10 protein-coding genes are annotated in these 12,789 nt (G+C 66.5%); 3 read left to right on the top strand and 7 right to left on the bottom strand.

What is annotated here, in order from left to right; genetic code table 11:
- Positions 1–24 precede the first annotated feature (24 nt).
- The 6 genes from ACY65G_RS03955 to ACY65G_RS03930 all read right to left on the bottom strand — a co-directional run bounded on the left by ACY65G_RS03955 (position 25) and on the right by ACY65G_RS03930 (position 8,047).
- Complete coding sequence (locus ACY65G_RS03955) at positions 25–657, bottom strand: DJ-1/PfpI family protein (protein WP_464996056.1); 633 nt, start codon at positions 655–657, stop codon at positions 25–27.
- Positions 658–708: 51 nt separating this feature from the next.
- Positions 709–1,929, bottom strand: coding sequence for an ABC transporter substrate-binding protein (locus tag ACY65G_RS03950; RefSeq protein ID WP_464996055.1), 1,221 nt, complete (start codon positions 1,927–1,929; stop codon positions 709–711).
- A gap of 23 nt (positions 1,930–1,952) precedes the next feature.
- A complete protein-coding gene (locus tag ACY65G_RS03945; RefSeq protein ID WP_464996054.1) occupies positions 1,953–3,806 on the bottom strand; it encodes a feruloyl-CoA synthase in 1,854 nt (617 codons plus the stop codon).
- A gap of 9 nt (positions 3,807–3,815) precedes the next feature.
- A complete protein-coding gene (locus tag ACY65G_RS03940) occupies positions 3,816–5,261 on the bottom strand; it encodes an aldehyde dehydrogenase (protein ID WP_464996053.1) in 1,446 nt (481 codons plus the stop codon).
- 90 nt (positions 5,262–5,351) lie between these two features.
- The gene (locus ACY65G_RS03935; protein ID WP_464996052.1) at positions 5,352–6,185 is read right to left on the bottom strand and encodes a p-hydroxycinnamoyl CoA hydratase/lyase; all 834 of its coding nucleotides are present in this window, start codon (positions 6,183–6,185) and stop codon (positions 5,352–5,354) included.
- Between the two features lie 95 nt (positions 6,186–6,280).
- Positions 6,281–8,047 carry a tannase/feruloyl esterase family alpha/beta hydrolase gene (locus ACY65G_RS03930; protein ID WP_464996051.1) on the bottom strand — a complete coding sequence of 589 codons (1,767 nt, stop codon included), beginning with the start codon at positions 8,045–8,047 and terminating at the stop codon, positions 6,281–6,283.
- Positions 8,048–8,204: 157 nt separating this feature from the next.
- Here ACY65G_RS03930 and ACY65G_RS03925 point away from each other — a divergent pair, with 157 nt between their 5' ends.
- From ACY65G_RS03925 to ACY65G_RS03915, 3 genes are all read left to right on the top strand, one after another.
- Positions 8,205–8,648: a MarR family winged helix-turn-helix transcriptional regulator gene (locus ACY65G_RS03925; RefSeq protein WP_464996050.1), complete on the top strand. Its 444-nt coding sequence runs from the start codon at positions 8,205–8,207 to the stop codon at positions 8,646–8,648.
- A gap of 137 nt (positions 8,649–8,785) precedes the next feature.
- A complete protein-coding gene (locus ACY65G_RS03920) occupies positions 8,786–9,271 on the top strand; it encodes a dihydrofolate reductase (protein WP_464996049.1) in 486 nt (161 codons plus the stop codon).
- A 177-nt stretch (positions 9,272–9,448) separates the two neighbouring features.
- Entirely contained in the window at positions 9,449–11,704 is a 2,256-nt protein-coding gene (locus tag ACY65G_RS03915) for an Orn/Lys/Arg family decarboxylase (RefSeq protein WP_464996048.1), read from the top strand.
- 159 nt (positions 11,705–11,863) lie between these two features.
- Here the strand turns inward: ACY65G_RS03915 and ACY65G_RS03910 are convergent, their stop codons facing one another.
- Positions 11,864–12,766, bottom strand: coding sequence for an intradiol ring-cleavage dioxygenase (locus ACY65G_RS03910; protein WP_464996047.1), 903 nt, complete (start codon positions 12,764–12,766; stop codon positions 11,864–11,866).
- Between the last annotated feature and the right edge of the window lie 23 nt (positions 12,767–12,789).

Raw genomic sequence — 12,789 nt, 5'->3', positions numbered from 1 at the left:
GCCAGCACTAATCCTGGCCTAACACTACTCCGCCGCCGGCCCCATCGACGCCACCAGCGCGTGGTACCACCGCTCCTTGCGCGTCTTGTGCAGCTGGTACCATGCGCGGATCGTCTCCGGCCGCCACACTTTCAGCATCTTGAATACCTCGGCGGTGAATTCCAGCGGCGCCAGGCCGGTGGCGGTCAGCAGGTTGTCGCCGCGCACCGCGGGTTCGTTGCGGTACAGCTTTTCGCCGCGGTACGACGGGCAGGATTGCTTCAGGAAACCCAGGTCGTTGCTGGTGTGCCGGCGTGCATCCAGCGCGCCAACGCTGGCCAGGCCGTCGGTGGCGCCGCAGATGGCCGCCACGTTGTGGCCCGCGTCCAGCGCGTCGCGCGCGAACTCGAGGATCGGGCGCAGCCCGGGCTGGTCCCAACGCTCGCTGCCCGGCAGGATCAGCACGTCGCCTGGTTCCAGCACCAGCTCGGCCAGCGCCAGGTCGGGCACGTGCGTCACGCCGCCCATGCTCGTCACCTCGGCCGTGGTCAGCCCCACCTTGCGAAAGCCGAAGTCCGCCAGCGGGTTCGCGAAGAAGCGGCGGCTGTGCAGCTCCGCCGCCAGGTAGCCGATTTCCCAATCGGCCAGCGTGTCGACCACCACCAGGTAAGCGTTCATGGCTCCTCCATCAAGTTGGGCTTGCCAGTATAGCCGTTGCGCCGCGCCCGGTCACCGGGGCGGCACGTTCTCCAGCACGCCGATCGGCGCGTTCACCAGCTTGCCATCGACCTTTTTCACTTCGCGGATGTACATGTTCTGCACGATGTCGCGGGTGGCGGGGTCGATGCTGATCGGCCCGCGCGGGCTGTTCCACTTCATGCCCGCCAGCGTCTTGATCGCCGCGTCACCGGTCACCTTGCCATCGAGCCGTCGCACCGTCTCGGCAATCATGCCCATCGTGTCGTAGGCCGCGACGGTGACGAAGGTCGCCGCCGGCCGCTGCGGGTTCGCCGCTGCGTAAGCCTTCAGGAAGGCCCGGTTGGCATCGTTGTCCAGCGCCGTCGAGTAATTCAGCACCGTCACGGCGCCCAGCGCCCGGTCGCCGAGCGCCGCCAGGGTCGGCGTATCGCTGGTCATGTCGCCCACGCCCAGGAACTTGATGCCGGCCTTGTCCAGGCCCTTGTCCGTAAAGGCCTTCAGCAGCGCGGTGCCGTCTTCGGCACCGGGTGCAAAGAAGAACAGCGCATCGGGCTTCTGGTCCTTGGCGCGCTGCACGAACGGGGAATAGTCGGGATTGGCCAGCGGCACGCGCGCCGAGCCCACCACCTTGCCGCCCGCCTCGTTGAACCCCTTGATGAACTTCGCTTCGGCATCGGCGCCGGTGCTGTAGTCGCTGACCAGCGTATACACCTTGCCGATCCTGCTCTTGCCGGTCCATGTGCCGAACGGTTCCGTCATCTGGTGCATCGTCATCGACGTGCGCACCATGTAAGGCGATTTTTCCGTGATGCCGGTGGTGACGGCGTTCATCACGATCATCGGCGTCTTCGCGCGGGTGGCCAGCGGTGCCACGGCCAGTGCGCTCGGCGTCAGCGAAAAGCCGATCAGGAAATCGACCTTCTCGCGGGCGATCAGTTCCTGCGCGGCGCGCTTCGAATGGTCGGCGTTCGAACCGCCGTCGTCGCGGTAGATCACTTCGATCTTCTTGCCGGCCACCTTGTCGCCATGCTGGTGCAGGTAGGTGCGGATGCCGTCCTCGAACGGCTTGCCGATGTTGGCGAACGGGCCCGTCAGCGCCGCGATCACGCCGACCTTGATCGTTTCCTGGGCCTGCGCCGCCAGCGGCAGGCAGGCGATGGCGACGGCGCAGGCGATGGTGCGGGCGCTCGTGCAAGCGCCCTTGTAAGCGCCCTTGTAAGCGCCCTTGTAAGCTTCGGTGCGAACGTTCATGGTGTCTCCTCCATTTGTTGTAGTCACTGCGCCCTGATGGTGGCGCCGTCGTCGCTGCCGCCCTCGTACATCGCCTGGACCTGCGCCGCCCTTCGGGCCAGCACGGCCGCCTGGTTCACGGAACCCTTGTCCGTCAGCTCCCGGTGGTCGATCGAGGGCGGCGCCTCCTGCAGCCGCAGCATCGCCACCGCGTTCGACGAGCCGGTCGCATCGGCGTTCAGGCGCCGCAGCAGTCCCGAGAAGAAGTCGCGCACCGGCGCACTGGCCAGTACCTGCGCGGGCGTGGCACCGGCGCCCAGCCCGGACAGCGTCTGGCAATGCTCCAGCCGCGGAAACACGAGCAGGCCGACGGCGTGCCGGTCGATGCCGGTGACGACCACGTCGAGCACATACGGTGCACCCATACTGATCACTTTCGCCCGCAGCGGCCCCACGCTGACGAACGTGCCGGTGGCCAGCTTGAAGTCCTCGGCGATACGGCCGTCGAACATGAAGCCCAGTTCCGGCTGCGCGTCATCGGCAAAGCGCAGCGCGTCGCCCGTGCGGTAATACCCTTCCTCGTCGAAAGCGTCGGCGGTGAGTTCGGGCATGCGCCAGTAGCCGGGCATCACATGCGGCCCCTTGAAGCGCGCCTCGAGCTTGCCCCCCACGGGCGCCAGCTTGACCTGGCAGCCCGGTGCGGGCACGCCCACGTAGCCGGCGCGCACGATCGGCCCGGTGCCGAACGTGCACGAGGGCGACGTTTCCGTCATCCCCAGCCCTGTCATGATGCGGATCGATTCGCCGCAATGGCGCACCGCGATCGCATCGAGCCGGTCCCATGCCGCCTGCGACAGCCCGGCCCCCGCGCAGAAGAACAGTTTTACGCGCGAGAAGAAGGTGTCGCGCAGCTGCGCATCCGTCTCCAGCGCATCGGTCAGCATTTCCCAGCCCTTCGGGATGTTGAAATAGACGGTGGGCGCGATCTCGCGCAGGTTGTCCAGCGTGCGCCGGAAGTCCTGCGGCGTGGGCCGGCCATCGTCCAGGTACAGCGTGCCGCCGTTGTACAGGGCGATGCCCACGTTGTGGCTGCCGCCGAACGTGTGGTTCCACGGCAGCCAGTCCACCAGCACCGGCGGTGCCTCGCCGAAGAACGGGAACGTCTGCAGCAGCATCTGCTGGTTGCTGCTCCACATGCCGTGCGTGGTGACCACCGCTTTCGGCTTTTTGGTCGAACCGGACGTGAACAGGAATTTCGCGATCGTGTCCGGCCCGACGGCGGCATTGGCCGCGTCGACGGTGCTCGGCACCGTTTCCAGCAACGCGGCGAAGCGGGTCGCCTCGATGCCGGCAACCTCGCCCCCGTCGAGGATCAGTTCCGCGTCATCGGGCAGCACGGCGGCGATGGCGCGGCCGAACGCGGTGCCGTCGGACGCATAGACGGCACCCGGCGTCAGGTGCGCCACGAGTTCGTCCAGCCGGCCGTAATCCGTGGCGACCAGAGAATAGGCCGGCGACACCGGCACGTAGGGCACGCCCGCGTACATGGCGCCCAGCGCCAGCTGGTAGTGCTGCAGGTCGTTGCCGGACAGGATCACGAGCGGCCGCTCGGCGCACAGCCCGCGGTCCAGCAGCGCCTGGCCGATGCGGCGGGCGCGCTCCAGCATGTCGGCGTAGCCCACGCGTAGCCATTCGCCGTCCGGGCCGCGCCGGGCGACGAGGGTGCGTTCCGGCCAGTCGCGGGCACCGCGCACCAGGCAATCCGTGAAGCGGCGCGGCACGTCGCCCAGCGGCGTTTCCGCGTCCATGTACCACGCCTCTCCCGCGCGGCGAACGGCAACCTGCGGGCGGCCGATGGCCACGGGACGGCACCGTCCCGGCATCTGCGTTGGGATCATGGGCCCTCCTCAGATCGGATAATGACGTGGCGTGGTCTGCACGGTGATCCAGCGCAGGTCCGTGAACTCGGCGATTGCCGCCTTGCCGCCGAAACGGCCGTAACCGCTGGCCTTCACGCCGCCGAACGGCATCTGCGCCTCGTCGTGCACGGTGGGCCCGTTGATGTGGCAGATGCCCGATTCGATGCGCCGCGCCACGGCCATCGCCCGGCCGATGTCGCGGCTGAAGACCGCTGCCGACAGGCCGTATTCGCTGTCGTTCGCAAGCCGGATGCCCTCCTCGTCGCCGTCGAAGCGCAGGATCGACACGACCGGACCGAAGGCTTCCTCGCGGTACGCGGCCATGTCCGGCGTCACGCCGTCGATGATCGCCGGCTGCAGCAGGTTGCCGCTGGCGCTGGGCACCGCCGGCAGCACCGTCGCGCCGCGCTCCACCGCATCGCGGACCAGCGCTTCCACGCGCTGCGCGGCGGCCGGGTCGACCATGCCCGCCAGCGGCGCATCTGCATGCGCCGCCTTCAGGCTTGCCGTCTTGGCCGCGAACTTTTCCAGGAATGCCGGGGCGATCTTGCGGTCGACGAGAATGCGGTCGGCCGACATGCAGATCTGGCCCTGGTTGAAGAACGACGAGAATGCCGCCGCTTCGACCGCGGCGTCGATGTCCGCATCATCCAGCACCAGGACCGGGTTCTTGCCGCCCAGTTCCAGCAGCACCGGTTTCAGGTGCTTCGCGGCCTGCTGCGCGATGATGCGGCCCACGTGGGTGGACCCGGTGAAATTGATACGTCGCACCGCCGGGTGGGCCACCAGCGTTTCCACGACAGATGCCGCATCCTGCGGCGCGTTGGTGATCACGTTGACGACGCCGGCCGGGAAACCCGCTTCCTCGAACACGGTGCCGATCAGCCGGTGCAGCGCGGGGCACTGCTCGGAAGCCTTCAGGATGACGGTATTGCCGCAGGCGAGCGGCATGGCCACCGCCCGGGTGGCCAGGATCACCGGTGCGTTCCACGGCGCGATGCCCAGCACCACGCCGCAGGGCTGGCGCACGCCCATCGCCAGCGAGCCGGGCACGTCGGACGGAATCACTTCGCCGGCGATCTGGGTGGTCATGCCGGCCGCTTCGCGCAGCATGTTGGCGGCGAGCGTGACATTGAACCCATACCAGATCGGACTGCCGCCTGCCTCGGCCATGCCGCGCGCCACGAACTCGGTGCGGTATTTTTCCATCGTGTCCGCGGCCTTCAGCAGCAAGCCCCGCCGTTCGGTCGGCAGCATCGCCGCCCAGGCCGGGAAGGCGCGTTGGGCGGCATCGGCGGCACGCTGCGCATCCTCGACGCTGGCTGCGGCGGCGCGTGTGGCGGTATCGCCGGTGGCGGGATTGCGGCGCTCGAACGTGGCGCCGTTCGAGGCGGCGGCCGCTTGGCCGTCCACCAGCAAATCGGTGTCAAACATGGTGTCTCCTCTGTGTTCTCGGGGGCCGGCGCATGGCTTGCGCTCTGTGGCCCCGCACTATAAAGGGAAATGGGGCGTGGCGAAGAAAACTCAGCCGCGCTTGTAGGCTTGCAGTCCCGGCTTGATCGTCTTGTCGTCCAGGAATTGCTTCAGCCCTTCCTTGCGGCCCTTCTCGGGATCGCGGTAGTTCGACTGGTCGGTCTTCGCATACAGGTAATCCTCGCCCTGCTCCCACGTCAGCTCGCGGGCGCGCTTGAAGCCCTGCTTCGCGTAGCGCAGCACCACGGGGTTCTTCTCCAGCAGGTTGCGGGCCAGCGCCACCACGGCGTCGCGCAGTTCTTCCTTCGGCACGCTGCGGTTGACGAGTCCCATTTCCGCCGCCTGGCGGCCCGTAAACGTTTCGCCCGTCATGATGTAGTGCAGCGCCTGGCGATGGCCCATCGTATCCGCCACGGCCTTGCTTACCAGGTTCCCCGGCGGGATGCCCCAGTTCACTTCGGAGAGGCCGAACACCGCGTCGTCCGCGGCGATGGCCAGATCGCAGGCCACCAGCGGCGAGAACGCGCCGCCGAAGCACCAGCCGTTCACCATCGCGATGGTGGACTTGCTGTACATGCGCAGCAGCTTCCACTGCCACTGCGAGCAGTCGCGGCGGATGCGTTCCTGCATGATCTCCGGCTTGCCCTCCGTTTCGCGGAAGTATTCCTTCAGGTCCATGCCGGCGGACCAGGATTCGCCGGCGCCCGTCAGCACGATCACCTGGGCGTCGTCGTCCAGCTCCAGCGTTTCCAGCACGTCGATCATCTCGCGGTTCAGCGTGGGACTCATCGCGTTGCGCTTTTCCGGGCGGTTCAGCGTGATCCAGCCGATGCCGTCCGCCACGTCCACTTTCACGGTCTGCCAGCGCGCTTCGTATTTGGACATACATGTCTCCTCTAGTCGTTGTATCAGGCTTCCTGATATAAAGTCCATACTAGACCGAATCAGGCAGCCTGACAACCTGTTTTTCGATTTTTCGTTCAGCGGCAAGCGAAACTGGCCGCATCCTCGACGTTGCCGCCCGCATAGGTGGCCACTTTCGGCCAGCTGCACAGCGGCCGTGAACGGCCGGCGGGGATCGCGCCCAGGCCCGGATTGGCGCTCGCAGTGCGTGCCGTGGCACGGATCGCTTCCGGCTCGACACCCTTCTCCACCCAGTCGACCAGTGCGCCCAGCATGTCGAACTGGTCGGTCGCGGGGCCGCCGGAACAGTGGTTCATGCCCGGCACGGCGAACACGCGCGCGAACGACGGCGCATCCGCGTAACTCGCCTTCAACGCGTCCAGCCACTTTACCGTGTCGTCGAACGAGAACACCGGGTCGCTCACGCCATGGAACACCAGCACCTTGCCGCCGCGGCTGCGCAGCGTGTCGAGGCGGCCGGGAGTCGGCGGCGTCATGAACGACATCGACGATTCCGTGAAGCGCCCGCTGGTCGCGTGGATCTTCGCGGCATCGGTGTCGAAGTTGAAATTCAGCGCGTAGTCGAGCAAGGCCGTGCCGCTTGCCGTCAGGGCGGCCGGCTCGGCCGGGGGCGTGGAAAAGATCAGCGCCATCGACGGCGCACCCAGCGTGGCCGTCAGGCCCGGCGCCGTCGCACTGCCCAGCTTCCAGGCGCGCCAGCCGGACGCGGCAAGGCCCGGGTCCCACGACCAGCGCGCATACAGCGCCGTGCCGGCCGAGTTCTTCGGGCCGTCGTAGACCTTCTGCAGCGCAGCTTTCTGCACCGTGGTGAGACACGAGCCGTCGGCCTCGCCCGTACACGTCGGCACGTCCTTCTCCAGCGAGAACGTGGCCTGGCAGCGCGCCGTATCGGCCACCATGCCGTCGGCCGCGCCGTCGAGCGCGTCGCACCGCGCCAGCACCCGGTTCGCCACCAGTGCCAGGTCGAGATTCGAGAAGCCGGCGCCGATGTTCGGGCGGCCGTCGGGGCCGCGTGGCGCGGCGCCGGCCAGCGCCTGGGCATCCCACATCTGCGTGACCGCCGCCTGCGGCAGGTTGTAGCCGGGCGCGCCGGCCAGCACGCCGTCGTACTGGTCGCCGTAGCGGCTGGCCGCCACGAGCCCATGGCGGCCGCCGTTCGAGCAGCCGACCATGTACGACCGGTCAGGCCCCTTGCCGTAGGCGGCCTTGATCAGGTTCTTCGCCATCGGCGTCAGCTGGCCCACCGCGTTGTAGCCATAATCCAGGCGCGCCTGCGGATCGAGGCCGTACACCTGGCCGGCGATCGCACCGGGCCGCGTGGCGTCGGGCACATGGCCCGCGTCGGAACTGATCACCGCATACCCCTGCAACAAGGCATTGCTCACGGGCCCGCCGCCCGGCAGGTTGCCAAAGGCCGCGTTGCCACCGGTGATGCTGCCGTCGTTGCCGCCATTGGCCTGGTAGAAGAAGCGGCCATTCCAGTCGCGCGGCAGGCGCATCTCGAAGCCGATCGCATATGGCCGGCCATCCACGCCGGTGCGTTCGTTCATCTTGCCGAGCACCACGCAGTGCTCGGGCATCGGCGTCGCCACGCCATTGAGCGTCTGCGTCACGCTGCCGGCGGGCGCCAGCGTGGCCGAGGTGATCGTCGTGCTGGCAAACGGCGCTTTCGCGGCGAGGTCCTGGCAACTGGCCAGGCTGGCGCCACTGGCGGCGGCCAGGTGCGTGGACGTCACGTGGGTGGTGCCGCTGCCGCCGCAGGCGGCCAGGGCAGCGGCCAGGGCCAGCACCGTCGGCACGGTCCGGTAAATCGGTGGTTGCATGGGTGTCTCCTCTTGTTGGTACAAGCGCGCGGGCACGGGCAATATGATCCGCCTTACAATGGCAGCCGCAGCGCGGTATCAGCGCAGTTGATATCAGGAATCCTGATATTGAAAACATACTAACCTCGTTCTTTGCCCTTTGACAAGCAGATTGCCGATGCCCAAACACGCCGATCCCTCCAAGCCCGCCGGCCTTGCCTACCTCGTCGGCCGCCTCGACCACGTGCTGAGCCGCCGCCTGCGCGACAGCCTCGCGCCGCTCGGGCTCACCGTGACCCAGTACACGGCGCTGTCGGTGTTCCGCGCCCAGGGTTCGCTGTCGAACGCGCAGCTTGCCGAGCGCACGATGGTGTCGCCGCAGTCGGCCAACGAAATGGTCAAGGCGATGGAGGCCCAAGGCTGGATCGAGCGCCGGCCCGACCCGTCGCATGGCCGCATCATCCAGATCAGCCTGACGATCGCCGGCCACGCCGTGATGGAACGCTGCGACGCCGAGGTGGTGAAAGTGGAAACGCTGATGTTCGCCGGCCTCTCGGCCGAGGAGCGCGGCGCCCTGCATGGCGCGCTGCGGGGGGCGGTGCGGGCACTGAGCGAAGCCTGAGCGGCCCGTATCCCTGGTCCTTATCCCTGGTCCATATCCTTGGCCCAAATTCGTGGCCCAAATTCGTGGCCCAGATCGGCGCGTCACACGGATGAAGCAAAAATCACCGATAATGGAGCACTTTCCGAACGAACAATATGACGCAACTATCCATCATCGTCGCCATCGACCGCCAGCGCGGCATCGGCGTGCGCAATACGCTGCCGTGGCACCTGCCGGAAGACCTGGCCCACTTCAAGCGCCTGACGACCGGCCACCCGATCATCATGGGCCGCAAGACCTTCGATTCGATCGGCAAGCCGTTGCCGAACCGGCGCAGCATCGTGATCACGCGCGACGCTGCATGGCAGCGCGATGGCGTCGAAGCGGTCCACTCGCTCGATGAGGCGGTGGCCCTCGTCGGCGACGCGCCGGCCTTCATCATCGGCGGCGCGCAGGTGTTCGACGCGGCCCTGGCCATCGCCGACAGCCTGATCGTCACCGAGATCGACAGCGAGTTCGAATGCGACACGTTCTTCCCGCCGATCGACGCGGCCACCTGGCGCGAAGGGGAACGCACGCACCACCAGTCGGCCAATGGCCTGGCGTTCGACATCGTTCGCTACGAACGCGCCGCCGGATGAGCATCGCGGCCCATGCCACGGTGGCGCCGCCGCCCGTGCATATCGGGTAATAATTTCCTACCTGAGCGGTGCGAATTCTGCGAGAATCGCGGACTTATTTTTTCCACACCCGTTTTTGCACCCCTGCCCGCCCGCCGACATGAGACCCGGGCGGTTCTTCTTTTTGTTGGAGACATCATGAAATTTCGTTTCCCCATCGTCATCATCGACGAGGACTTCCGTTCCGAGAACTCTTCCGGCCTGGGCATCCGTGCCCTCGCCGCGGCGATGGAAAAGGAAGGCATGGAAGTGCTGGGTGTGACCAGCTACGGCGACCTGTCGCAGTTCGCCCAGCAGCAGTCGCGCGCTTCCGCCTTCGTGCTGTCGATCGATGACGAGGAATTCGGCGCCGGTTCAAAGGAAGAAACGGACCACGCGCTGAAATCGCTGCGTGCGTTCGTCGAAGAGATCCGCTACAAGAACGCGGACATTCCGATCTACCTGTACGGCGAGACGCGCACGTCGCGCCACATCCCGAACGACATCCTGCGCGAGCTGCACGGCTTCATCCACATGTTCGAGGACACGCCGGAATTCGTGGCGCGCCACATCATCCGCGAAGCGAAGAGCTACCTGGACGGCCTGTCGCCGCCGTTCTTCCGCGCGCTGGTGCATTACGCGAACGACGGCTCGTATTCCTGGCACTGCCCCGGCCACTCGGGCGGCGTGGCATTCCTGAAGTCGCCGATCGGCCAGATGTTCCACCAGTTCTTCGGCGAGAACATGCTGCGCGCCGACGTCTGCAACGCCGTCGAGGAACTGGGCCAGCTGCTGGACCACACCGGCCCGGTGGCCGCCTCCGAACGCAACGCCGCGCGCATCTACAACGCCGACCACTGCTACTTCGTCACGAACGGCACGTCCACGTCGAACAAGATGGTGTGGCACTCGACCGTGGCGCCGGGCGACATCGTCGTCGTCGACCGCAACTGCCATAAATCGATCCTGCACTCGATCATCATGTGCGGCGCGATTCCCGTGTTCCTGATGCCGACCCGGAACCACCTCGGCATCATCGGCCCGATCCCGCTGGAAGAGTTCTCGATGGAATCCATCCAGCGCAAGATCGACAACAACCCGTTCGCCCGCGAGGCCAAGAACAAGAAGCCGCGCATCCTCACGATCACGCAGTCGACCTACGACGGCGTGGTGTACAACGTCGAAGTGCTGCGCGAAATGCTGGACGGGAAGATCGACACGCTGCACTTCGACGAAGCCTGGCTGCCGCACGCCACCTTCCACGACTTCTACAAGGACATGCACGCGATCGGCAAGGACCGCCCGCGCGCCAAGGAATCGCTGATCTTCTCCACGCAGTCCACGCACAAGCTGCTGGCCGGCCTGTCGCAGGCATCGCAGGTGCTGGTGCGCGATTCCGAGACCGTGAAGCTGGACAAGGACATGTTCAACGAGGCGTACCTGATGCACACGTCCACGTCGCCGCAATACTCGATCATCGCCTCGTGCGACGTGGCGGCCGCGATGATGGAAGCACCGGGCGGCACCGCGCTCGTCGAGGAATCGATCCTGGAAGCGCTCGACTTCCGCCGCGCGATGAAGAAGATCGACGAGGAATGGGGCAGCGACTGGTGGTTCAAAGTCTGGGGCCCGGACACGTTCGCCGAGGAAGGCATCGGCACGCAGGACGACTGGATCTTCAAGGACGAAAGCCAGGAGTGGCACGGCTTCGGCAAGCTGGCGCCGGGCTTCAACATGCTCGACCCGATCAAGGCCACCATCGTCAATCCGGGCCTGTCGCTGCAGGGCCAGTTTGCCGACACCGGCATTCCGGCATCGATCGTCACCAAGTACCTGGCCGAACACGGCGTCATCGTGGAGAAGTGCGGCCTGTATTCGTTCTTCATCATGTTCACGATCGGCATCACGAAAGGCCGCTGGAACACGCTGCTGACCGCGCTGCAGCAGTTCAAGGACGACTACGACAAGAATGCGCCGCTGTGGCGCATCCTGCCGGAGTTCTCGGCGAACAATCCGCGCTACGAACAGATGGGCCTGCGCGACCTGTGCCAGCAGATCCACGATTTCTACAAGGCCTACGACGTGGCGCGCCTGACGACGGAAATGTACACGTCGAGCATGGTGCCGGCGATGAAGCCGTCCGACGCGTTCGCCAAGATGGCGCACCGCGAAATCGAGCGCGTGGCCATCGACGAGCTCGAGGGCCGCATCACGTCGATCCTGCTGACGCCGTACCCGCCGGGCATTCCGCTGCTGATCCCGGGCGAACAGTTCAACCGCACGATCGTCGACTACCTGCGTTTCGCGCGCGACTTCAACGAACGCTTCCCCGGCTTCGAGACCGATGTACACGGTCTCGTCAAGCGCGAGGTCAATGGCAAGCGCGATTACTTCGTGGACTGCGTCAAGGGATAAGGGCCGAAGTATCCGGCAACGAAGCGGCCCGCGTGGCCGCTTTTTTTTGCGGCCACCGCGCGCCGGTATCGGTGTGGCAGGGCGATGTTCGCCCCGCGCGTTGGCGGAGCGATAGCGGCGAAACGATCTTCGCCGGCGGGGCGATGCGTCAGTGCGCGGTCAAGCCACGACGGCGACCGTCAGCGTGGCGACATAGCCATCCGTGGCATTGCCGGTCACCGTGGCCAGCTGCAGCGAGTAGTCGTCGCTGAAGACATTGTCGGTGGCGAAACTGATCTGTGCCAGGTTGCGCACGCTGGCGCTATAGCCGGTCGTCGCGTACACCTGGTTGCAGATATCGGTCGGGAACGCGAACTGCGACGTCTTGATGCGGTTCGACGCGCTTGCCGCCTTCGCCAGCGTGGAATACACCTCGAAGTGCACGTGCGGCATGCGGCCCGCGTAGCAGGCGGGGAAGATCGTGGTGAACGTGACGTCGCCGTTCGTATCCGCCTCCTGCACGCCGCGCAGGTAGTTCTGGTTCGTCACGCCGCCCGAGTACAGCGAGTAGTTGCCCTCGCGGTCGCAATGCCACAGATAGACGGCGAAGTTGCCCGCGGCCGCGCAGCTGTCGTTGGCATTGACGATGTGCAGCCTGATCGTCAGCGGCACGCCGGCCGCGGTGCCGCTCATCGTGCCGAAGCTGCCGCGGATGTCGCTGCGCACGACGCCGCTCTGCGTCAGCACGTTGACCACGCCGCTGCCGTTGCTGTTGGTACCGTCGGCCGGATACGGCCCGCCCGTTTCCTCGGGAATCACCGAGCAGCTGCCGCTCGTGGCCGTCGTCCCCGTCGTGCCGGTGTTAGTGGTGGTACCCGTGCCCGTGGTCCCGGTAGCGGTCGTGACGGTGTCCGCGCTTGTACTTGTACTTGTGCTGGCTTCGGTATCGGAAGATCCGCCGCATCCGAGGATGGGCAACGACGCCGCGCCGGCCAGCAGCCAGCGCAGCGACTGGCGCCGCCCGGCCGTGGTGTTCAGCATCGTTTGCAGGTCTTCTTCCAGGCTGTGGCCGTGATGTGCCATCGCTTGCTCCTTATCGTGGTGGT

The sequence above is a fragment of the Pseudoduganella sp. jia 12 genome (assembly GCF_055502675.1).
This window is presented reverse-complemented; position numbering and strand designations above follow the sequence as displayed.